Annotated in this window: 22 protein-coding genes, 1 tRNA gene and 1 riboswitch; of the genes, 15 read left to right on the top strand and 8 right to left on the bottom strand. The window is 61.3% G+C overall.

The genetic code is table 11. The features are described from left to right. Positions 1-79 precede the first annotated feature (79 nt). The 4 genes from AC4GYV_RS04795 to mutL all read right to left on the bottom strand — a co-directional run bounded on the left by AC4GYV_RS04795 (position 80) and on the right by mutL (position 4165). The gene (locus AC4GYV_RS04795) at positions 80-988 is read right to left on the bottom strand and encodes an outer membrane beta-barrel protein (protein WP_491099520.1); all 909 of its coding nucleotides are present in this window, start codon (positions 986-988) and stop codon (positions 80-82) included. 356 nt (positions 989-1344) lie between these two features. Beyond that, positions 1345-1893: an inorganic diphosphatase gene (gene ppa, locus AC4GYV_RS04790; protein ID WP_491099519.1), complete on the bottom strand. Its 549-nt coding sequence runs from the start codon at positions 1891-1893 to the stop codon at positions 1345-1347. After that, positions 1890-2273, bottom strand: a complete 384-nt coding sequence (crcB, locus tag AC4GYV_RS04785) for a fluoride efflux transporter CrcB (RefSeq protein ID WP_491099518.1) — start codon at positions 2271-2273, stop codon at positions 1890-1892. The genes ppa and crcB overlap by 4 nt, the downstream gene beginning before the upstream one ends. A gap of 23 nt (positions 2274-2296) precedes the next feature. Continuing rightward, a riboswitch (Fluoride riboswitch) is annotated at positions 2297-2358 on the bottom strand. Between the two features lie 31 nt (positions 2359-2389). Then, the gene (gene mutL / locus AC4GYV_RS04780) at positions 2390-4165 is read right to left on the bottom strand and encodes a DNA mismatch repair endonuclease MutL (protein WP_491099517.1); all 1776 of its coding nucleotides are present in this window, start codon (positions 4163-4165) and stop codon (positions 2390-2392) included. A 155-nt stretch (positions 4166-4320) separates the two neighbouring features. Between mutL and AC4GYV_RS04775 the strand changes: the two genes are divergently transcribed. The 9 genes from AC4GYV_RS04775 to AC4GYV_RS04735 all read left to right on the top strand — a co-directional run bounded on the left by AC4GYV_RS04775 (position 4321) and on the right by AC4GYV_RS04735 (position 11746). Beyond that, the gene (locus tag AC4GYV_RS04775) at positions 4321-5364 is read left to right on the top strand and encodes a rod shape-determining protein (protein ID WP_344697747.1); all 1044 of its coding nucleotides are present in this window, start codon (positions 4321-4323) and stop codon (positions 5362-5364) included. Positions 5365-5378: 14 nt separating this feature from the next. Further along, a complete protein-coding gene (locus AC4GYV_RS04770) occupies positions 5379-6257 on the top strand; it encodes a rod shape-determining protein MreC (protein ID WP_491099516.1) in 879 nt (292 codons plus the stop codon). Next, complete coding sequence (locus tag AC4GYV_RS04765) at positions 6257-6778, top strand: rod shape-determining protein MreD (protein WP_491099515.1); 522 nt, start codon at positions 6257-6259, stop codon at positions 6776-6778. The genes AC4GYV_RS04770 and AC4GYV_RS04765 overlap by 1 nt, the downstream gene beginning before the upstream one ends. Beyond that, positions 6775-8667, top strand: coding sequence for a penicillin-binding protein 2 (gene mrdA / locus AC4GYV_RS04760; protein WP_491099514.1), 1893 nt, complete (start codon positions 6775-6777; stop codon positions 8665-8667). Before AC4GYV_RS04765 ends, mrdA begins: the two co-directional genes overlap by 4 nt. After that, entirely contained in the window at positions 8664-9776 is a 1113-nt protein-coding gene (gene rodA / locus AC4GYV_RS04755; protein WP_491099513.1) for a rod shape-determining protein RodA, read from the top strand. Before mrdA ends, rodA begins: the two co-directional genes overlap by 4 nt. Before the next feature lie 98 nt (positions 9777-9874). Continuing rightward, a tRNA-Lys gene (locus AC4GYV_RS04750) sits at positions 9875-9950 on the top strand. A 352-nt stretch (positions 9951-10302) separates the two neighbouring features. After that, positions 10303-10488 carry a hypothetical protein gene (locus AC4GYV_RS04745; protein WP_491099512.1) on the top strand — a complete coding sequence of 62 codons (186 nt, stop codon included), beginning with the start codon at positions 10303-10305 and terminating at the stop codon, positions 10486-10488. Positions 10489-10547: 59 nt separating this feature from the next. Further along, complete coding sequence (locus AC4GYV_RS04740) at positions 10548-10997, top strand: sterol desaturase family protein (RefSeq protein WP_491100387.1); 450 nt, start codon at positions 10548-10550, stop codon at positions 10995-10997. Positions 10998-11026: 29 nt separating this feature from the next. Then, the gene (locus tag AC4GYV_RS04735; protein ID WP_491099511.1) at positions 11027-11746 is read left to right on the top strand and encodes a sterol desaturase family protein; all 720 of its coding nucleotides are present in this window, start codon (positions 11027-11029) and stop codon (positions 11744-11746) included. Here AC4GYV_RS04735 and AC4GYV_RS04730 read toward each other — a convergent pair. The 3 genes from AC4GYV_RS04730 to crtY are packed head-to-tail and all read right to left on the bottom strand — an operon-like array spanning position 11709 to position 15195. Next, complete coding sequence (locus AC4GYV_RS04730; protein ID WP_491099510.1) at positions 11709-12584, bottom strand: phytoene/squalene synthase family protein; 876 nt, start codon at positions 12582-12584, stop codon at positions 11709-11711. The two genes, AC4GYV_RS04735 and AC4GYV_RS04730, sit on opposite strands and share 38 nt — an antisense overlap. Further along, positions 12581-14059, bottom strand: coding sequence for a phytoene desaturase (locus AC4GYV_RS04725; RefSeq protein WP_491100386.1), 1479 nt, complete (start codon positions 14057-14059; stop codon positions 12581-12583). The genes AC4GYV_RS04730 and AC4GYV_RS04725 overlap by 4 nt, the downstream gene beginning before the upstream one ends. Beyond that, positions 14056-15195 carry a lycopene beta-cyclase CrtY gene (crtY, locus tag AC4GYV_RS04720; protein ID WP_491099508.1) on the bottom strand — a complete coding sequence of 380 codons (1140 nt, stop codon included), beginning with the start codon at positions 15193-15195 and terminating at the stop codon, positions 14056-14058. Before crtY ends, AC4GYV_RS04725 begins: the two co-directional genes overlap by 4 nt. A gap of 59 nt (positions 15196-15254) precedes the next feature. Here crtY and AC4GYV_RS04715 point away from each other — a divergent pair, with 59 nt between their 5' ends. The 3 genes from AC4GYV_RS04715 to AC4GYV_RS04705 all read left to right on the top strand — a co-directional run bounded on the left by AC4GYV_RS04715 (position 15255) and on the right by AC4GYV_RS04705 (position 17645). Further along, positions 15255-15674, top strand: coding sequence for a DUF2141 domain-containing protein (locus tag AC4GYV_RS04715; RefSeq protein WP_491099507.1), 420 nt, complete (start codon positions 15255-15257; stop codon positions 15672-15674). 67 nt (positions 15675-15741) lie between these two features. Continuing rightward, positions 15742-16734, top strand: coding sequence for a 4-hydroxy-3-methylbut-2-enyl diphosphate reductase (gene ispH, locus AC4GYV_RS04710; RefSeq protein WP_491099506.1), 993 nt, complete (start codon positions 15742-15744; stop codon positions 16732-16734). Further along, positions 16731-17645, top strand: a complete 915-nt coding sequence (locus AC4GYV_RS04705) for a polyprenyl synthetase family protein (protein ID WP_491099505.1) — start codon at positions 16731-16733, stop codon at positions 17643-17645. Before ispH ends, AC4GYV_RS04705 begins: the two co-directional genes overlap by 4 nt. Here the strand turns inward: AC4GYV_RS04705 and AC4GYV_RS04700 are convergent. Continuing rightward, on the bottom strand, positions 17607-18263 hold the full coding sequence (locus AC4GYV_RS04700) for a PAS domain-containing protein (protein WP_491099504.1): 657 nt from the start codon (positions 18261-18263) through the stop codon (positions 17607-17609). The two genes, AC4GYV_RS04705 and AC4GYV_RS04700, sit on opposite strands and share 39 nt — an antisense overlap. A 110-nt stretch (positions 18264-18373) precedes the next feature. Between AC4GYV_RS04700 and AC4GYV_RS04695 the strand changes: the two genes are divergently transcribed. From AC4GYV_RS04695 to AC4GYV_RS04685, 3 genes are all read left to right on the top strand, one after another. Continuing rightward, on the top strand, positions 18374-19375 hold the full coding sequence (locus AC4GYV_RS04695; protein WP_491099503.1) for a sensor histidine kinase: 1002 nt from the start codon (positions 18374-18376) through the stop codon (positions 19373-19375). Between the two features lie 226 nt (positions 19376-19601). Further along, entirely contained in the window at positions 19602-21017 is a 1416-nt protein-coding gene (locus AC4GYV_RS04690; protein WP_491099502.1) for an alpha/beta fold hydrolase, read from the top strand. A 222-nt stretch (positions 21018-21239) separates the two neighbouring features. Next, positions 21240-22130: a helix-turn-helix domain-containing protein gene (locus AC4GYV_RS04685; RefSeq protein WP_491099501.1), complete on the top strand. Its 891-nt coding sequence runs from the start codon at positions 21240-21242 to the stop codon at positions 22128-22130. Positions 22131-22379: the final 249 nt, after the last annotated feature.

Genomic DNA, 22379 nt, shown 5'->3' with positions numbered 1-22379 from the left:
TCAACAGTTCACTGAACAAAGAAAAAGGCGCTGCGGCTGAGCCGCAGCGCCTTCCCCTTTTTGCACTTACCGTTCGGCCTTAGCCGCGCTCTGGCGCCGGCGGAGGCGGCGGAGGCGGAGGCGGCGGTGCCGGGCAGGTATCCGTCGCCAGGATCACCGAACCGTCCGGGCACGTCTGCGTCGCCGGAGGCGGCGGAGGCGGCGGGGGCGGCGGAGGCGGCGGAGGCGGCGGAGCCGCGTGGTTGAAGTGGTAACCCAGCGACAGGACGCCCTGCCAACGGGTCACACCTTCGTTGTAGTGCGAGTAACGGACTTCACCGCCGGTGTAGAAACCACCGCCGAGACCGACCTGGGCACCTGCACCAAGGCGCCAGCCGTGAAGCCAGCGCGAGCTGCCGTAGTTCGGAACCGGAGTGAAATCGACGAAATCCGGATCGAAATCGGTGGCCGGATTGAGGCGATCACCGGTCTCGCTGTCGTTGAAGACAACGCTACGGTTGACCTTCAGGCTCGTGTAGCCGCCCTTGATGTAGATATTGGCGTTCGGCGACACCGAGAAGCTGACGCGAGGACCGATGTACCAGTCCCACTTCGGCTTCATCTTGTAATGAAGATCCGCGTAATAATCGACGTAATATGTTTCGTCGTCTTCATCAACAAACGGACCAGCTCCGTTGTAGATGATCTGACCCGCAAAGCTCTTCGTCAGCTTGGCAGTGCTGCCGCTCACCTCACCGTCGATGCCGACGGCAATGGAGTTGCTGACCGGGAAGTCCCAGCCCACACCGAGGCCATAGAGGAAACCGGTGTTTTCCAACCGAACTTCCTGCCCCTCGACGATTTGGCCGAGCGGTGCCTGCGGAATGTCTTCACGAATATTGTCAAAGCCGCCGAAAATCTCGACGCGAGGCCCGGTTGGGGCCTCGGCTAGAGCGGGTGTCGCAGCAAGCGCAACCGCCGTAGCGATACCAGCATATAGAGTTTTCACTAGGATCCCCTTTCGATCGAAAACTAGTGGTCGCGGCCTACACCGGCTCGCGACCGCCCGACAATGCGCTGCGGCCATTTCGCAATGATTTTCCAGACGAGCGTTGTCGAACTGCAACATTTATCAAGGAGAGTTAATTGGCGATTCTTGCCTTCCACGATCCCCGTACGGGCACGTTCGAGATGACGCGCGCTGGAACTTACGATGCGCTTCCGCAACATCGCCCATTCCCAGCAGCTTGAGCCAGATCCTGCTCCTCAGCCTCACGTGCGCGACATGGATCAGGTTGCAATCCGCCATCTCCCAACTCCTGTTTTTGGTAGGCGCCGCGGCTAGTCAGAATTCGCGTTAAAAGTTTATGCGCCCGCTCCAGCCTTCTGCTGACGGCCGCGCTCAATCGCTTCGACAACGATGCGACGGGCATCTTCCGCATTGCCCCAATGACCCACGCGCACCCACTTCTCGGCTTCCAGGTCCTTATAGTGGGTGAAGAAATGCTCGATCTGGGCAAGGACGATCGACGGCAGGTCCTGCCTCTCGCCGACATCCGAATAATAAGGGAAGGTCGAATCCACCGGCACGCAAATCAACTTCTCGTCCCCGCCGTGCTCGTCCTCCAAGTTGAGGACACCGATCGGTCGCGCACGGACCACGCAGCCAGGAACGAACGGAGAGCGAGCGATGACCAGTGCGTCCAACGGATCGCCGTCGGGCGAAAGGGTGTGCGGAACGAAGCCGTAGTTGGCGGGATAGCGCATCGGCGTGTGGAGAATACGATCGACGAACAAGGCGCCCGACTTCTTGTCGAACTCATATTTGACCGGCTCGCCGCCGACCGGGACTTCGATGATAACGTTGAGGCTCTCGGGCGGGTTATCGCCGACGGGAATCAGATCGATATTCAAGGTAATGGAATCCTGCGTTCGAAAATGGCCAGCCCAAAGAAGAAGGCTGCAATACCCGCGCCCACCGAACCGATCACATAGCCGGCCGCGAGCGCGTAGCTGTTGCGCTCGATTAGAAGAGCAGTGTCGAGTGAGAAAGTGGAAAATGTCGTGAAACCACCAAGAATTCCGGTGGTGAGGAACAGGCGGACGTGCTGCGAGATTCCCGGGCGCAGAGCGAAATAGCCTGCGAGCGCCCCCATCACGAATGATCCGACGACGTTTACGATCAAAGTGCCGTAGGGAAGATTGTAGCCTAGCAGGCGCGCGGCAGCAGTGTTGGCGCCATGACGTAATGCCCCGCCAATTCCTGCGCCGACGAAAACGAGAAGATAAAGCATGTTCCTCCTACTGCATCACGAATGAGCCTGTAGGAGCCATCAGCCGATCGGCGGTTATAAGGGAGACCCCATTCCCTGAGCTCGGCATCTAACAATGAGTCGGCGCCGATCAAGTCTCACTTGCGGCCGAAGAGTTTCTCAATCTCTGAATGGCCGAGCTTCACCCAGGTAGGCCGTCCGTGGTTGCACTGGCCGGAGCGCGGAGTGATCTCCATTTCCCGAAGCAGAGCATTCATTTCGGCGACGGACAGTATGCGTCCGGCTCGGACGGATCCGTGACAAGCGATCGTGGCCGCCACCAGGTCGAGCTTGTCGCGCAGGCTCAGGGGGCCGCCGAGTTCCGCGATTTCCGAAGAGAGGTCCGCCAACAGCTCTGCAGCATCGGTCTTGCCCAAGGCGGCCGGCACCGCACGGACGATCATCGCCATTGGGCCAAAGCGTTCCAGCTCCAGGCCCATATCCGCCAGCTCGTTGGCGGCACCTTCGAGCCGGTCGCAGTCGGTCTCCTCAAGCTCGACAACTTCGGGGATGAGCAAGGCCTGGCGCGAGATTGTGCCCCCTTCCCTCGCAGCGCGCATGCGTTCAAGCACCAGCCGCTCGTGAGCCGCATGCTGGTCGACGATGACCAGCCCGTCCTCCGCCTCGGCCACAATATAAGTTGCAGCCACCTGCCCGCGCGCAACGCCTAATGGGTAGCTGGGGACGGGCTGCGTCGCGGGCTCGGCGCGCGCCAGAGGCGCGGGCTCGAACAGGCGCTTGGCCTCCGCGACGACTGCTGGGCCCGTTGAGGGGACCGGCCAGTCTGTCGCTCCCATCACACTATTAATTGGATGGCCATTGATCGCTTCGTCGTAGGTCGCGCTCGTCGTCCACATGACCGGAGTCGCGGCTTGCTCGCGTGCGGCGCTACGCTGGCTTTCGTCGTCCAGCGCCCGGCGGAGACCGCCAACGATGAGGCCGCGCACGGCTGCGGGATCGCGGAAGCGGACTTCGGTCTTCGCCGGATGAACGTTAACGTCGACCTCTTCGAGCGGCACCTCGAGAAACAGTGCTGCGATGGGGTGGCGATCCCGGGCGACAAGGTCGCGGTACGCGGCGCGAAGCGCGCCAACGAGCAGACGATCTTTCACTGGCCGCGAGTTGACGAACAGGAACTGCTGATCAGCAATGCCGCGGTTGAAGGTCGGCAGGCTGATGACGCCGGTCAGCCGCAATCCGTCGCGGGCGCAATCGATGCCCACCCCATGCCGATCGAGTTCGTGGGCAAGCAAAGCTGCCACGCGTGCAGGTGCCTCGGACGGCTGGAGCGTCAGGATCCGCCGTCCGTCATGATCGAGCGTGAAGCTTACGTCGCTCCGCGCCATCGCGAGGCGCTTCACCGAATCGAGGCAGGCCGCATATTCCGCGCGGGGCGAGCGCAGGAATTTCCGCCGCGCCGGCACCTTGTCGAACAACCGCTCAATGCGAATGCGAGTCCCGGGCGGGAGTGCTGCAGGTCCCTCCGCTATTTTTTCACCATGATCGACTTCGATGCGCCACCCGTCGGAACCTCGCGTTCGGCTTTCAAGGATGAAGCGCGAAACGCTCGCGATCGATGGCAGGGCCTCCCCTCGGAACCCGAAGGTCGTGACTCGATCGATGGCTTCGTCCGGCAGTTTAGAGGTAGCGTGTCGCTCAAGCGCGAGCCGCATCTCCTCAGGCGCCATTCCACAGCCGTCGTCGGCCACCTCGATGAGCTCGAGTCCGCCGGCCGACAGACGTACCGCGACCTGATTCGCACCAGCGTCCAAGCTGTTTTCAATCAATTCCTTAAGCGCGCTGGCGGGCCGTTCGACGACCTCGCCAGCGGCGATGCGATTGATGAGTTCCGGCGGCAGCCTTTTTATTGACATGTTAACCATTCCTAGCCCATCGAAGGGGCGCCGGCGAAGCACTGATTTTTCGCGGAAATTCAGAGCGTATTCAACGGAAAGAGTTCAATGGGAAGTTAAGCTGCGGACAGGGTGTCCGCCGCCTTCCGGGGATTAGGCGAAAGACGGGGAAATCAATGTTCTGGACGCGCTGGTTCAAGTGGATGTCGCACGATATGGCGATCGACCTGGGGACCGCTAATACACTCGTCTATGTCAGAGGCCGCGGAATCGTCCTGAACGAGCCGTCGGTAGTCGCGATCGAAACGATCAACGGCGTCAAGAAAGTTAAGGCTGTCGGCGACGACGCCAAGCTGATGATGGGCAAGACGCCCGACCAGATCGAGGCCATCCGGCCGCTGCGCGACGGTGTCATCGCCGACATCGATGTTGCCGAGCAGATGATCAAGCACTTCATTCATAAGGTCCACGGCGGCAAGATGCGCGCCTGGCGCTTCCCGGAAATCGTGATTTGCGTTCCGTCGGGCTCGACCTCGGTCGAGCGCCGCGCGATCCGTGACGCGGCTTCCAATGCCGGCGCCAGCGCCGTTTTCCTGATCGAGGAGCCGATGGCCGCCGCGATCGGCGCGGACATGCCGGTGACACAGCCGATCGGATCGATGGTCGTCGATATCGGCGGCGGCACGACCGAAGTCGCGGTCCTCTCGCTCCGCGGTCTCGCCTACACAACCTCGGTGCGCGTCGGCGGCGACAAGATGGATGAAGCGATCAGCTCCTACGTCCGCCGCAACCACAACCTGCTGATAGGCGAAGCCACCGCCGAGCGGATCAAGAAGGAAGTCGGAATCGCCAAGCCGCCCGTCGACGGCATCGGCAAAACGGTCCACATCAAGGGCCGCGACCTCGTCAACGGCGTGCCCAAGGAAATCTCGATCAACCAGGGCCAGATCGCTGAAGCGCTCTCCGAGCCGGTCGGCACGATCGTCGAAGGCGTCCGCATCGCGCTCGAGAACACGGCGCCGGAACTCGCCGCCGACATCTGCGATCAGGGCATCGTCCTGACTGGCGGCGGCGCGCTTCTTCAGGGACTCGACGAGGTCCTGCGCGACGAAACCGGCCTCCCCGTCACCGTCGCCGACGATCCGCTCACCTGCGTTGCGCTCGGCACCGGACGCGCGCTGGAGGAAGAGCAGTTCCGCGGCGTGCTGCAGACGGCCTAGCGGAGTAACGCCCGGTGGCGACCGCGCGTCCCGGCTGGTCGCGGCGAGCCCAGTACGGGCTCTTCTTCAGCTTTCTGGCCGTGATGGCCGGGATCATCGTAGGCGTCTTGCTGCTCGTCCTCTCGCTGGTCGCGCCGAAGACGTTCAATGGGGTCCGTGGGGCCGCGCTCGATGTGACTGCTCCAGTGACCGGCGCACTTCACGAAGTGACGGCAACCATGTCTGGCGTCTTCACGGGCGCAGGCGACTATTGGGACGCAGCCAACCAGAACGGCAAGCTGAAACGGGAGCGTCAGGCGATGCTTCGGCGGATGGTCGAAGCCAGGGCCATCTTCCAGGAAAATCAGCAGCTCAAGGCCACGCTCAACCTTCGGGAGCATGAGGAAGACACGGTCGCGACCGGACGCATCGTGGGCTCGTCGTTCAATAGCCCACGCCGCTTCGCCATACTCTCCGCAGGTACTACCGACGGCGTTCGTATCGGAATGCCTGTACGCTCGGCCGACGGTTTGGTCGGACGCATCATCGATGCCGGCGCCCTAGCCTCCCGCGTCCTCCTAGTTTCCGATCGCGCCAACATCGTCCCGGCTCGTTTGCTTCGAGGGGGAATCCCAGTGATCGCCCAAGGACGGGGCGACGGCACGATCGACGTCCGTCCGCTCGAAGTCGGCCGCAATCCGTTCAAGCGCGGCGACATCATTATCACCTCCGGAACCGGCGGCCTCTATCCGCCCTTGGTGCCGATCGCTCGCGTTGTGAAACTCGATGACGACGGCGCCGTCGCACTCCCGCTCGCGGACCCGTCAAACATCAGCTTCGCCATCGTCCAGCCACCCTTCGAACCTGTGGCCGTGGCTGCCGAATCTGCACCAGCCGCCGAGGAAGCCCCCTGATGGTCCGCGCGGCGCTGACCGGCAGGACCCGCATCGGCCGCGAGCCAGCGCCCTACGCACCTTATGTCCCTGCGGCATCGGTGATCGTGGCGTCGCTTCTTGCGGCGCTGCCCATCATTTCAAACAATGGCTGGTACCCGGACTTCGGCTATCTGGTGCTGATCAGCTGGCGGCTGCTGCGGGCCGATCCCTGGCCGCCCTGGTGGGCCGCGCCGCTGGGCCTCATCAATGACCTATTCACCGGATATCCCATAGGTTTCTCAGTCGCTTTGTGGAGCGCGACAATGCTGGTGCTCGATCTCATCGATCGCCGTACCATGTGGCGTGACTATTGGGTTGAGTGGGTCCTGGCTGCGGTGCTGCTTTCGATAGATCAATGGATGCAATGGCGTTTGGCGGCGCTCAACGGCGCACGCCTGCCCTATTCCAGCATGGTGCCGCCGATCGTCATTTCCATCTGCATATTCCCCGTCAGCGCCTGGATCGTGTCCCGCATCGACGCCTGGAGACTCAGGCGATGAAGCACGTCCGGTTCACCAACGCGCACCAATCGATCACCTTCTCGCGGCGCATGATGCTGCTCGGCGGGGCGCAGGCAGCCGTAGGCGCCATGCTGATCGGGCGGATGGGCTGGCTGTCGGTCGCGCAAAATGAGAAATATCAGCTGCTGTCCGAGAGCAACCGGGTCCAGCTGATCCCCGTCCCGCCTCGGCGCGGCTGGATCATCGACCGTATCGGCAAGCCGCTCGCGATCAACCGCTCGAGCTTCCGCGTCGACATCATTCCGCAGCAGCTCGAGAAAAACCGCGACGTCGTTCCCGAGGTGGCGAAGCTGCTCTCGCTCAACGAGGACGATGTCGAGAGGATCAGGCGCGAGCTGGCGGAATCGCGCGGCTTCCGGCCCGTGTCGGTGGCCGACAGCGTTTCCTACGAGCAATATGCTTCAGTTACCGTTCGTTTGCCCGACCTGCCAGGCGTTCAGGCGACACGCGGCTTCTCGCGATACTATCCCGATGGGCCGGCCGTAGCCCACCTGCTCGGCTATGTCGGCACTGCGAACGCGAAGGAATATGAGGCCGAGGACAAGAACCCGCTGCTGATCATCCCGGGCTTCAAGATCGGTAAGCAGGGTCTCGAAAAAGTGCTTGAACCGCACCTTCGCGGCGTCCCCGGCGGCCAGCGCGTTGAGGTCACCGCGCGCGGAAAGCTCGTCAAGGAGCTCGACCCGAAACCCGATCGTAGCGGCCAGACGGTCCAGCTGACCATCGACCAGGGCCTGCAGCAATATGCAGCGCGACGCATGGGCGACCAGTCGGGCGCGCTCGTCGCGATCGACGTCGCATCAGGCGACATGCTCGCGTTCGTTTCGATGCCCGCGTTCGATCCGAACAGCTTCAGCGAAGGCATCGGCCGGACGGAGTGGAAGGCGCTTTCCGCGAACGATCACATCCCGCTGCTGAACAAGGTTTCCCAGGGGCTCTATCCATCTGGATCGACGATCAAACCGGCCATGGCCTTGGCGTTCCTGAAGCAGGGCGTCGACCCGAAGCGGCGGGTTGTCTGCAATGGCGGCTATCAAATCGGGAACCGCTACTTCCGATGCGATGCGGTCCACGGATCGATGGACATGCGCTCGGCGATCGAGCGCAGCTGCAACACCTATTTCTGGGCGACCGGGCTCATCACCGATCCTGAGCAGACGACCGACATGGTCAACTATCTCGGCTACGGGCAGGAATTCGACCTGCCGATACCGACGCAGCGCTTCGGAACGATGCCGAACCCGAAGTGGCTCATGAAGAAATATCATCGTGAGTGGCAGGGATATGACTCAGCCAACACGTCGATCGGCCAGGGTTATGTGCTGATCAATCCGATGCAGCTGGCAGTGATGCCGGCGCGAATTGGGGCCGGGAAGCTGCTTCAGCCGCGACTGCTCATGGCCGGCCAACGCAAGCCCGCTCCCAATCTCGACGTCGACCCAGCCCATCTGGCGATTGTTCGCGATGCCATGGCAGCCGTCGTCAACGAGCGCGGCACTGCAGTCGCCTCGAAGCTTCCGCTCGACGGCATCCTGATGGCCGGCAAGACCGGAACCGCCCAGGTATTCCGGCTAGGCGAGCGTGGTCACCAGGGAGCCTGGGCGCTTCGCGACCACGCCTTGTTCATCGCCTTCGCACCCGCCGACAAGCCGCGCTACGCGATCGGCTGCATCATTGAGCACGGCGGCTTCGGCGCTTCGGCGGCGGCTCCGATCGTCCGCGACACGATGACGTATTTGTTCGATCAGCAGAAGGCATACCAGGCGCTCGAGCCTCTGGAGAAGCAGTGGGGTGGAACGCTGGCCGAACGCAATGCCCGCGAGCTGGCGGCGTTCAAGGCAGCCTCCCAGGCTGCGAATCCGGCATGATCACCTCCGCGATCATTCCACGCCCACTCGCGAAGCTGCCCTGGCGCCTGATCTTCCTCATCGCGGGAATTGCTACCTTCGGGCTGATCGTCCTTTACTCTGCAGCTGGAGGCTCGGCACAGCCCTGGGCACTGAAGCAGGGCATCGTGGTCCTGTTCTTCCTCGGCGTCGCGGTCCTGATGTCGTGGATGAGCGAGGCAACGATCAAGTCGCTCGCCTTCCCCATTTATGCGGTCACGCTGGTGATGCTGATCGGCGTCGAGGTTCTTGGGTTCGTGGGCAAAGGAGCCCAGCGGTGGCTTGATCTGGGGCCGATCCGACTGCAGCCGTCCGAGTTCATGAAGCCTGCGATCGTGCTCACGCTCGCTCGCTTCTACGAACTCGTGCCCGCCGGAGAGATCCGCAAATGGCGCGCAATTTGGCCGGCAGCGCTGCTGCTCGGCGTGCCTGCCTTCCTGATCCTGGTGCAGCCGGATCTCGGCACCTGCATCATGGTGATGCTGTGCGGCGTCACCGTCATGTTCCTGGCCGGCCTGCCCTGGTGGCTCTTCGCTGCGCCGGTCGCGGCGGTCGCCGTGGCCGCGCCGATCGTCTACTCGATGATGCACGGCTATCAGCGCAAGCGGATCGACGTCTTCCTCAATCCGGAAAGCGACCCGCTCGGCGCGGGCTACCACATCGCGCAGTCCAAGATCGCGATCGGTTCAGGCGGAATCTGGGGCAAAGGCTTCCTGCACGGCAGCCAGAGCCACCTCGATTACTTGCCGGAAGGCCACACTGACTTCGTCTTCGCGACCATGGCGGAGGAATGGGGCTTGGTCGGCGGCGTGCTCCTGATCTGCGCCTTCGGTGCAGTCATCCGCTGGGGGATGAAGGTGAGCCAGAATTCCCGCACACGCTTCGGGCAGCTTGCGGCGGCGGGCCTGTCAGCGACGATCTTCTTCTACGTCTCGATCAACCTGATGATGGTGATGGGCCTGGCGCCCGTGGTTGGCGTCCCCCTCCCCCTCGTCAGCTTCGGCGGTTCTGCCGTCATGACGGTGATGCTGTGCCTCGGTCTGCTGATGGCGCTGGAGCGCCAGCAAAGGACGGTCTCGCGCCTCGCATAGCGAGTTGAAACGCAGCGGTTGCACACGATCTAACGCCATGCTACCGGCGCCGCCGCTCCAGTGCGCTTCGACGCAGGGAGCTTCCGCCTCACGGCAGTGGACGCATAGCTCAGTTGGTAGAGCAGCTGACTCTTAATCAGCGGGTCCTAGGTTCGAGCCCTAGTGCGTCCACCATTTTTCTTAGATTTGACAGCGACTTACGCTCACCTTGCTCGTGCAAGCTAATCTTGCTTGGCCCATCAAGGTAACCACCTAGGTATCGCCGCAATTTGAATCTTTGGCGTGCGGGCCAAGATGACGCCCGATTCTCCCGAGCTCGTTGGGGCGGCTATGACAGGTCTTGGCCGGGAGCGGACCATCTCCTTTTGGTCCGCTTTCGATCGAAAGCGGACGTTCGCGACTGCATTTATCACCAGTGTCGCGTCTAATGTCGCAGTCCTCGGTAAGGCCTAAAGGCCGTATCGATTAGGCGTCCACGTTCTTGGTAGTGCGCTCTCAAGGTTGCGCGACTTGTGGTATGTGACGGATGAAGCCGGACGAATGGGCACGTATCTGCCGATTACACGCGGAGATGACGACCGACCCCCAGACCAAGGCGTTCCTCAATGAGCTTGCCGAAGAATATGATAAGATCGTCGGCGCTCCACCGAAGACTGATCGCGCTACCACGCCAGCTACGCCAGATGATGCAGGTTCTCATCGGGCCTTGTAGTGGCTGACGTCGTGTCTGCGCTTTTGGGTCCGTCGCTCTTCATTTCGACCGTCTTCGCCATGGAGGCGGTCGCTTACGTCGCGCATCGCTGGATCATGCATGGGCCCGGCTGGTTCCTTCACGAAAGCCATCACCGCGAGCGCGAAGGACTCTTCGAACTGAACGATCTCTACGCGCTGATCTTCGCGATCCCCTCGATCGTCTTACTGTTCGGTGGCGTTCAGCTGCATTGGGGGAGCTGGGCAGTTTGGATCGGTGCGGGCATCGCCGCTTACGGTGCGATTTACTTCGGCTTCCACGATGTGATCGTCCATCGCAGGCTGAGCCACCATTATGCCGCGCGCTCGAACTACATGAAGCGCATCATCCAGGCGCACCGTCTCCATCACGCGGTGTCTGGCAGGCAAGGCGCAGTGAGTTTCGGCTTTCTTTGGGCGGCGCGGCCGGAGAAGCTCAAGCGACAGCTTGCCAGCAGCGCGAAGGCGACCATCCGGGCGCCCCGACCTTGACCGAGGCTCAGGCAGCCGTAGCTTCGATCTTGGCAGTCACGTTAATCGTCGCCGCCCGTTATCTCTTGGTCAGCGGTGCTTTCGCGTGGGTTACGAACCGACGCCTGCCCGATACATTTCTGGGCCGATCGGATCAGGTTCGACGGGAGATTGCGTCGTCACTGGGCAGCGCCATCATCTACGGCGTGCCGGCCGGCCTTCTTGCGTGGGGTTGGCAGGCACATGGATGGACTCGGATCTACTCAGATGTCGGGGAGAAGCCGATTTGGTGGCTGCCTCTTTCGATCCTGATCTATTTGTTCGCTCACGATAGCTGGTTCTATTGGACGCATCGGTTGATGCATCGTCCCGCTATTTTCAATCGCATGCACGCGATCCATCACGCCAGCCGGAATCCCACGGCCTGGGCGGCCATGAGCTTCCATCCTTGGGAATCCCTGACGGGAGCCATCGTGATTCCTGCTCTGGTGATGGTCGTCCCGATACATTTCGGAGCGCTTCTCGTCGTCCTGACGGTGATGACCTTGATGGGCGTCACCAATCACATGGGCTGGGAGATATTTCCGGCTCGACTGGTCCGGGGAAGTGCGGGCAGATGGCTCATCACCGCAAGCCATCACCAGCGGCACCATGAGAAGTATTTGTGTAACTTCGGTCTCTACTTCCGCTTCTGGGACCGCCTGTGCGGTACGGACGGAGGCCTCGGCGACTTCAAGAGCGTCCCATCGCAAGCGCCTCGACGAAGCTAGGAGCGACGAACATCAATTTGCGGAGCCTTCCGACTGACACTCGCTGATCCCAAGCAGCGCTTCCAAGTTGGCCCACCTTGCGGCCGATCGCACCATAGATGCGCAGCGCGGAAAGGACAGCCAGCCGCGAACGAAACGGGAGCTTGGTTACGCCACGGCGGGCACTGTCCTCATAGATCTTCACATTGTCGAGCAGCCGCTGCACCAGCTGCGTGAGCGCCGATGCATTCGAGCGATCGAACAGTGATGTCCGCTCGACCCGGAATTCCGCAAGCCATTCTGCCGGCAGATAACATCGACCGCTTGCAAGATCCTCCCGGACGTCGCGCGCAATGTTGGATAGTTGAAAAGCGATGCCGAGATCGGCTGCCCTCTCCAACGTTTCCTCGTCGTCTGCTGGCACGCCCATAAGGATTGCCATCATGCAGCCCACCGCGCCTGCCACATAATAGCAGTAGAGGATGAGGTCCTCCTCGGTCGCCGGTTGCCAGCCGATCTCGTCGAGCGCGAAGCCGCGGAGGTGATCCTCAAGGAACTGATCGGGTATTTCACACTCCGATAAGAGCAGCGTCAGCGCTTTGAATGGTAACTCATCGAGGTCGGCGCCGGCCGCCGCGGAGCGCGTCTTCCCCCTGAGTACCGAAACATTTCCACGTATCCCGGGGGCCATGCCGTAGGTTTGACCGTCACAAACGTCATCGCAGTGCCTGCACCAGCAATAAAGCAGCCAGGCACGCTCGCGCGTCGTCCGGTCGAATAGCCTGCTCGCGGCGCGGAACGACTTGGAGCCTAACTGGATCGCGTCATGAGCGCCGGAAACGATCTCTTCTCGGGTCATGCTACAAGATCCTCAAGCATGAGGCTCGCAGTTGCCTTCGCGCTTGCGACGACGCCCGGAATCCCCGCCCCGGGATGAGTGCCCGCACCGACAAAGTAGAGGTTGGGCACGGACGCATCCCGATTGTGGACACGGAAGTAGGCGCTCTGCGTCAACAGCGGTTCAAGGCTGAATGCCGAGCCTAAATGTGAGTTGAGCTGCTGATCGAACTCGACCGGGCCGAAATGGAAGACCGGACCAAGCCTATCCTTCAGCCCCGGCATCATGCGTTGTTCGAGAATATCGAGAATCCGTTGGGCGTAAGCATCGCCTTCACGGTTCCAATCAATGCCGCCATGTCCGAGATGTGGGACCGGCGCCAAGGCGTAGAACGTGGAACGACCATCCGGCGCCACCGATGGATCTGTGGCGCTTGGATGGTGAAGATAGATTGACGGATCGTCTGGGAGCCGCCCGGCGCGATAGATGTCGCGCAGCAAGCCGCGATAGCGAGGTCCGAAAAGTATGTTGTGGTGTGGAAGATCCGCCCAAGTCCCTGAAGTGCTGAAATGCACGACGAAGAGCGAAGGCGAGAAGCGCTTCCGTCTGAGCTTGGTCGAAGAAGCCGCCGCAGCGGGGTGCTTAAGGATATCGTAGGTCCGCACGATGTCGCCATTCGAAGCGACGGCGTCGAACTCTCCGTTCCACCCACTCTTGCATCGAACACCAGTTACGCGACCGCTTCTGGTCGAGATTTCCGCCACCTGCTCGCCAAGCCGGAGCTTCCCGCCCAAGCGTTCGAAGTGGCGGACCATGCCCGCCACCAATCGATTGGTGCCACCTCTGGCGAACCAGACGCCGCCGTCTCGCTCCAACTTATGGATGAGGGCATAGATCGCGCTGGTCGACATCGGATTCCCGCCCACGAGCAGTGAGTGGAAGGAGAGCGCCTGCCTCAACTTCTCGTTGCGGACGAACCGTGAGACAGTCGAGTAGACGGATCGCCAGGCTTGGTATCGGGCCAGCTTCGGCGCCGCTTGCAGCATCGATTTGAAATCGAGGAAGGGCACTGCGCCCAATTCCTCGTAGCCGGCTTCGTATACCCCTTCCGAATAGCGTAGGAAGCGCTGGTATCCGGCGACGTCGCGGGGCTCTAACGCCTCAATTTGGCGTGCCAGGTCCTTATCATCGTTGACGTAATCGAACGTGCTGCCGTCCGGCCAGGACAAGCGATAGAAAGGCGAGACCGGCACGAGCTCGACGTCGCGAGCTATATCCTCGCCGGCCAGTTCCCATAGTTCCCGAAGGCAGGCCGGGTCGGTGATTACCGTCGGTCCAGCGTCGAAAACGTGCCCATCGACCTCCCAGAAATAAGCGCGGCCACCCGGCTTGTTGCGGGCTTCTATGACCGTCGTGTCGATGCCTGCCGACTGAAGGCGAATGGCCAGGGCGAGGCCGCCGAAGCCGGACCCTATGATGGCAACCTTGCGCATTATGCGGCCTTTGACCGGAGGGCGCTTAGTGCACGTCCGATTGGAACCGGGGGACGCCCGCTCAAGATTCGGAGCTTGTCCAGGCTCCCGATCTCCGCAGCATAGAAGCGCGCTACGACCGGATCCGGCAGCCGATAGAAGTGCTCAAGGACGCGATACGCTTGGCCCGGCTCGGCCGCATGGAACAGCATCCGATTGAGGAGCTGAAAGAATGACCGCTCCTGCCAAAGCTCGGTCGAGCGGCTGCGAAAGAGGTCGTAGAGCCCTGCGGGACTGAAATCGGTTTGTTGGGCGAGGATGACGGCGTTTCGGACGGCGTCCGGCAGCGAATAGCCGGTTGTCGGATGGAAGAACCCTCCGCGGAGGCCGAGCTGGGGGATCGGCTCACCGCGCCAGAGGCTGCCCACGTTACCGCCGAGCACCACCGGCAGTACGCCGTGCTCCTCCGATTGGATCTCCCGCTCAGGTCCGACGCCTGAGGCTATTTCATGGAGCCGGGCATCAAGCGCCTGCCGGTCCAGCTCCGGTGAGATGGAATAATAAGTATCTTCGATGAGGAGGTCGGTTGCGCTGAGGGGGAGCCGGTAGACGAACCGGTAGCCGTCGAGCTGCTTCACGGTCGCGTCCATGATGACCGGTCTCTCGACGCCGTGCGGAGCTTGAAAGCGGTAAACCCGACCGACAAATTTCTGCCAGCCGAGTTCGAGGCCCGGGAAGGACCTCGGGCCGCGTGCGTCGATGACCGCATCCCCTTCGATCTGCTCGCCATCGGCGAGGGTGATCGAGGTCGGAGAGATCGAATGAACTTTCCTGCCTAGCCGCCACTGTTCTGGACGCAGCACGGCGCGAACGTGCTCATCCAAGCAGCTTGAACGGAGGCTGTTGTAACCCAGACCAAGTGTCCGGCGGCGTCCCGGGAAGCGGATGTCGTGCTTTGCCCAATGCGACAGCTCGCAATGCTGGAGTACCCAACGATCCTCGTCGGAAACATCGGTGTCGAAAAACGACCAGATGTGATTGCCGCCGAAAGCATCGCCCTGCTCGATCAACAGCAGGTCCACGTCGGGCCGTCGCTTGGCGAGGGCCACTGCTGAAAGGGATCCCGCGAGCCCGCCGCCGACGATAATTAGGCGGGTCATCGCACGCCCGCCTGCCACGCGTTGCCGAATAGCGACAATGGCCCGTATAGCTTGCCGGAATGATCGCCGCCCTGTTGTTTGCCGCAGCTCAACTGGCAGTCCACCAGCCTTCCGTTTCGCTGAGCGTCACGGTCACAGCCTTGCGCAATCAACGCGGCATCATCCGCGCCTGCATCACTCGTGATGCTCAACATTTCCCAAAGTGCGAGCGCGATCCGGCGGCCCGAACCATATCCGTCCCCGCAACGGCGCGGACGATCGAATTCCATGGCCTCCCCGCAGGACGATATGCCTTGGCCATTTTTCATGATGAGAATGCCGACGGGAAGCTGGACACCGTGTTCGGCATCCCCCGGGAGGGCTTCGGCTTTTCGCGAGACCCAGCCATTAAATTTGGGCCGCCACGCTTCGACAAGGTCAGCATCGAACTCTCGCCGGGCTTGGCCCGCACGAGCGTGCGCATGCAATATCTCCTTTAGTCCATATAGATTCGAGCAGCACCGCCACTTAGTCTTCGAACTCTGGGGGGTGTGCTGTGGGAATTCCATGCTCGAACTGCATGCCAATGCCAGCGATCCGGAGCGCCGAACGCTAACGGCTTCTTCGCCCAAGCCTGAACTCAGGGTGCTCCTTGCTGCTCCTCGCGGCTTTTGCGCAGGCGTCCGCCGGGCCATCGACGCGGTTCGAGACGCGCTCTGCAAACATGGTGCGCCGGTCTACGTGCGCCGCGCGATCGTCCACAATCTTGAAGTCGTCCGGACGCTCGAAGCGCAGGGGGCCATCTTCGTCGAAGAACTCGACGAAGTTCCTCCCGGCGCCGTCGTCATCTTTTCCGCACACGGCATCGCGCCGACGATTAAGTCCGACGCACGTCGCCGACGGCTGACTGCCTATGACGCTGTCTGCCCGCTGGTCGCCAAGGTTCACCGCGAGGTAGAAAGACATCAGGAGAATGGCCGCCAGATCGTCCTGATCGGCCACGCGGGCCATCCCGAGATCGAGGGCACGTTGAGCCATGTCACAACGGTTCAGGCTCGCGTGGTTCGAACCGTCGAAGAGGTGGACGAATTGCCATTTGGCCGGAGCGAACCCGTAGCGTATGCGATCCAGACGACCTACTCGGTCGACGAAGCGCAGGAGATTGTCGAAGCGCTGCGTGAGCGCTTTTCCGACCTCGCCGCCCCGCCATCGAGCGATATCTGCTACGCCACCACCAATCGCCAAGCCGCCGTGCGCGAGATGGCGGTTCAGTCGGATTCCGTCATCGTCGTGGGGGAGCATTTCTCGTCCAATGCGTGCCGCCTTGCCGAAGTCGCTCGAGGGTTGTGCAATCGTGTACAACTTGCGGCCGACGCGAGTCAGATCGATTGGACCGAGTTGCCGCAATCGGGGGTCGTCGGCATCACCGCGGCGGCTTCTACGCCAGAGACCAGCGTGCAAGGCGTACTGGCGGCACTACGGAAGCGCTACAGTCTCAAGCTTGACGAAGTTGTCGCCACGATCGAGCCGACCGAGTTCAAGCGCGTCGCGATCGTATGAGCAGCGTCTCTCTCGCCACAGGGCTGCAGCTGCTCGACAGGCCACTCACGCAAGTGGCGTGCGAGATCGATGCCTGCTTCCATCGTCTTCTGACACCTCCGGCCGATGCGAGCGCGCGGCTTATCGAAGGCATGCGGCACGCCGCCATCGGGGGAGGCAAGCGCCTGCGTCCTCTTCTTACGTGCGCGACGGCAGACTTATTCGACGTTCCCCGAGAACGGTCGATCCGCGTCGGGCTCGCCGTCGAATGCGTGCACGTGCATTCGCTTATCCATGACGACCTGCCCTGCATGGACGATGATGACATGCGCCGCGGCAAGCCGACGGTTCATGTCGCCTTCGATGAAGCAACGGCCGTGTTGGCCGGCGACTCGCTGCTTGCCCTGGCATTCGAGATACTATGCGATCCGGCGACGCACCCGCGCGGCAGCATCCGTTCAGAATTGGCAAGGGACCTTGCTCGAGCGGCCGGCGCTTACGGCATGGCGGGTGGTCAAATGCTCGATCTGCTTCCGATGCAGCAGCCTGTCGATCTCGAGGGCGTGGCACGTCTGCAGCGGCTTAAGACAGGCGCTATCATAGCTTGGGCAGTCGAAGCCGGCGCGGTCATAGGTGCCGCTTCAAACGAAGATAGACTAAGCCTTCGAGGATACGCGCAAAACCTCGGCCTGGCGTTTCAAATCGCGGACGACCTCCTCGATGTTTCTGGTGATCCTGCGACCGTGGGTAAAAGGCTGCGGAAAGATGAGGCTCAGGGAAAGGAGACCTTCGTCACGCTCTTGGGCGAAAATCGGGCTCGGCATCAGGCCAAGATCCTCGCCGAGCAGGCGGTCGACCATTTGCATGCGTTCGGCGAACGAGCGGAAATTTTGTCAGCGATCGCCCATTTTGCCGTCAATCGTGACCGGTAGTTCCAGGCCGGCTTCGATCGCTATCCGGATGGCATCGGCGGAGCTTTTAACGCCGAGGGCGTGGAGCAGCCGCGCCCGATGCATTTTGACGGTCTTTTCCTCAATGCCGAGCACGCCGCCAATCTGCTTGTTGCGATAGCCGCTGGCCATCAGTTCGAGCGTCTGCCGAAGCCGAGGCGACAGCGTTTCAACCAATTCCCTCGCTCGTGTGCTCCGAAGAATGCTTTGTGATCCGCCTGGCCCGGCGTCCATCTGTGAACCGATGAAGAGCGCAACATCCCCTTCCTGATCCAGGATGGGCGCGAACATCACGGCGTTACGGAAGGGAGTTCCGTCCTTCCGGTAGTTGGTCAGCTCGGCCAAAGCCGGCCGGCCCTCCGCAACCGCCGTCCGCAGTTCTTCGCGGCATTCAAGCTCAGTCCCTGGCCCAGCCAGAAACCGGCAGTTGCGCCCAATGACTTCCTCGCGGCTGTACCCGGTTAGGCTAAGAAACGCGTCGTTCACCTCTACGATCGGATTGTCATCCAGGCGGTTGTCGGTGACCAGCGTAGCGATCGGCGACAGGTGAATAGATGCTCGAAGCGCGTCGAAACTGTCCTCGCTACCGCCATCTGCCATGACTTCAACAAAGGCGAACGACGGCTCGGTTGCAAGCCTAAGGTCTGGAGCGGTCGGTCATGCATATGGACCAAAGGCCTACTCCCGGCTCCTCGTTACGGCTGTTATCCATGCGCACGATCGGAGTGCGAATGAACGGACGAGCCGGCGAGCCGAGTTCCGAACAGTGGGCTGCCGTAGTCGCGCGTGCCGATGAGATCGAGGCCATCTACGCTACCGCCCCTGTGGGACTTGCCTGGTTCGATGCGGATCTCAATTTCGTTCGCATCAACGACCGTCTCGCGCAGTTCAACGGAATCCCTGCCGCCGATCACCTTGGTCGGAACGTCAGAGACATTGTTCCGGACTTCGCTGCGCAGGCCGAAGAGATTCGTGACGGCTTTCTCGATGGCAACAGCAATTCCGCGACCAGGCTCTTCTCTGGAACGACTGTGGCCGAACCGGGTGTAACTCGTCACTGGATTGAACATTGGGCAGCCGCACGGGACGCCAGTGATCGGCTCGTGGGATTGAACGTGGCCGTGGAAGAAATCACGGCTCAAAAGAGGGAAGAGGACCTCGCCCGGCTCGTATCGTTGGAACTTCGCCACCGGCTTAGGAACACTCTGGCCATCGTTCAGTCCATCGCGCGAAATACGTTCAAGGATCTCGAGAACGCGGATCCGGCCTTGGCGCAGTTTCAAAGTCGGCTGGACACATTGTCGCGCGCTCACGATACCTTGGCAGTCGCCACTGATCAGCGCGCCCAAGTTCGCGCGTTGGTTGAAAGCGCCCTCTCTTCCATCTCCGAGCACCGTGTGGATCTCGAAGGAGACGACAGCTACGTCGATGCCGACAATGCCACCAACCTCGCATTGGCCCTGCACGAACTCGTCACGAACGCCGTTAAATACGGATCTCTATCCAACGACGCTGGCCGGGTATCGATCCGGTGGTCGCAGTTCAGGGATCGCATACGTTTCGAATGGGAAGAGCGCGGAGGTCCGAAGGTCTCCCCACCGATCAGGCATGGCTTTGGCTCCTCGATGCTGAAACGCGTTCTGGACGCGAAAAGCGAAATGATCTTCGCGCCCGAGGGATTGCGTTGCACATTCTTCGCGGCGTTGAGCTGACTTGTGCAATTCGCCGATTGCGGGATGGCACTCGGCAACGATCCGTCCGCTTCGACACGTGACCGACCTACAACCATGCGTATGTGCCTGAGCAGACTTCTCACGTTTAACTGGCAATCAGCTTCTGCCACTCGTCGAAATTTCTGGCCGTCGGCAGCAACCACGGTGGCGCTTGTCCGATTTAGTTGAGAGTTGATTATCGGAGAGGTCCCCGGAGCTTCGATCGATGAACAGCCGTCTCTTGCGCATCACCTACGCCCAGTTTGCTCACCGCGACGCCGGCCGCTCAACGCCCAAGCTCCTAGCTCTTTTGTTGCTCCTCGCTGGAACCAGCGCTGCCGCCGCGGACGTAGGCGGTTTGCCACGAGTAGGATTCCTCGGCACGCAACTCGCACCGGGCGCTGACGGGCGTCCTACTGTTCGTGCAGTGATTCCCGGATCGACGGGTGCCGCCTTGCACCTAGCCGAGGGCGACGTGATCATGGGCATCAACGGTAGCCCGATGGCCAACGTGCCCGCCGTGGTGGCTGCGGCTAGCAGGCTTAGAGCCGGATCTCCCGTGACGATCGAGGTGAGCAGAGATGCGAAGATTGTTCGCTTAAGCGGTCGGGCGATTGGACGACCACTTGAGCAGTATCCGAACACTACCGTCGCATATGGATCTTTCCCCTTCAGGGGCGGTAAGATCAGGGACATCCTGGTGGTGCCGAAATCGTCACCGCAGGCTCCGGTAGTTTTTCTGCTGCCAGGCTTTAGCTGCGTTTCCATCGAGCCAGCGGCGCCCACAGCCGCCTACCGGGAGCTCGGTGCCCGGCTGACAGCGGCGGGGATCGGTTATTACCGAGCCGAGAAGCCGGGGCTTGGGGACAGCGTCGGGGGACCGCAATGCGCGGACATTACCTTCGACACGGAGCTTGACGCCTTCAGGACCGCGTACCGGCATCTCACTGATGACCTGCACATTCCGCGCGAGCGGATCATCATGCTTGGTCATTCTCTGGGAGCGCTTGAGGCCCCGCTGCTGGCCGATGAGAAAGCTCCTCGCGGCATCATCGTATACGGCGCGGTGCTGCGGAATTGGGGTGACTACCACCAGCAAGTGGGTAGCTTTCAAAAATATCTGATCGATGGCTCCGATCCGGGGAAGGTCTATGCGGATGGCGAGCACGTCAGACCGATCTTCCACGCTTTCTATTTCGAGAAGAAGAGTCCTGGCGAAATCGTGCGTGAGCGCCCGGAACTCGCTGCATCCGTGACTGAAGTTCTCGATTGGGACGGAAAAGATCGAGCAGTAGGTCGCAACTGGCGCTTTATGCAGGCGCTCGCTGGGCTTAATCTTCCCGCTGCCTGGCGCGATTCCAAGACCAACGTACTTTCCCTCTATGGCGGCGCTGACATAGTTGCACTGTTCGACACCGATCAGATGATGATCGCCGACATCGCCGAGCATGCAAGGCCCGGTACAGGAACGTACATCGAAGTTCCCAGCGCGGACCACGGGATGATGAACGTTGGATCCAGACAACAAGCCCGTGAGAATGCGGCCGCCGGACGGCAAGGCAGTGCAGCCTTCGATGAAGGCGTTGCAACTGCGATGATAAGCTGGATTCGCTCGATCATGGCCCAACCACCGGTGAGCTGAACGGAGACGTCAACATCCCGGTTTGATGCGCGCTCTGCCCGCGGCTCTAACGTCTGCTTACGACCCAAGTGGGACATTCGGAAGGCGACGGTTGAAGGCCAAGTGGCGCAAGGTGGCAGCTGGTCTAGGTGCGCTGACGAATGTGCGAGCGGTCGCACCTCTGTTGTGTGCTCTCGCGCCTAACATAAAGAAGCTGCTATAATCGTGGCTTAAGGGGCCATCATGGCGGTATCCAGTGGCGAGGAGCCGAATGACCTAGCGAGGCGGCTGCCGCCCGGCAGCTATGTTGTGCGCGAGCCGGTTGAGCGATCCGGTTTGATTTTTGCTCGCGTTCAGCACCGCACAGATCGGCGGCCTTTCGAAGGCGGTATCACACCCGCAGCGGACATCCTGTCCCTTCATCGAACGACGTTTGAAGGGCGGGCCTGGCGGAACGGCCGACTGATCCACGACGGTCCGATCCAGGCCAACAGCCTCAGTCTGGTAAAGTCGGGCGATAAATCCAACGTGGAACTCACCGGCTCCCTGGACATCGTGCAAGTGTTCCTCCCGCTGAAGACCGTGAGTTCTCTGGCCGCTGAGATTTGGGGCGCGCCCGTGAACCTAGCGATAGACGGTTGGAAAACTGATCAAGTTGCGGAGGATCTTGTAGGGAAGACCATGGTCGCTCTCGAGCGACCAGGAACGCGCGTTGAAGCCGACATTTTGGCTCTGAAGCTCGGTGAGCATCTAGTGCGACATCACGGGCGCCTCGAAAGTGGGGTTGCGCGTCAATTGCATTTTGGCGGGCTAAGTCCGTCCCAACTGCGTCGCGTTCTGGAATACATGGATGCTAATCTGCACTTAGACGTAATGCTCGATGATATGGCGGCTCAGATCAAACTGACTCCATATCATTTCCTCCGCTCATTTCACTTGCAGACCGGCCTCACACCGCACCAGTGGCTCATCCGACGGCGCATCGCCCGAGCCAAGTCGCTCCTGAGCGGTACAACTTTCTCAATCGCGGAGATTGCGCTCGCGGTGGGCTATGCCTCGCAGAGCGCCATGACAGCAATGTTTTCACGACACGTCGGGACTTCCCCGAAGCAATGGCGAACCAAGAGGGACTGATCGAAGAAGGTCGCGTGTCGACCGATTTCAGCAATTTTGCGAAATACTTCCTTCCCCACGCGGCTTTACAACCTGAAACGGCGTGTTCGTTCGTATGAGTGGGGCCAATGAAGGCTGAACTGACGCGAGTATTTCAGCGCTTTTCTAGCAATCGCCCAACACGTTCCTACGACCGTTCGGCCGGCCCTTGGGGACGCGATGAACCCTCAGCCCCTCCCCCCGTCGCGTCCCCATCAGGGTGCCAAATCA

The sequence above is a fragment of the Sphingomonas sp. SP4 genome, assembly GCF_058313375.1.
Note: the sequence above shows the minus strand (reverse complement) of the source record. Positions and strands in the feature narration are given on the sequence as shown.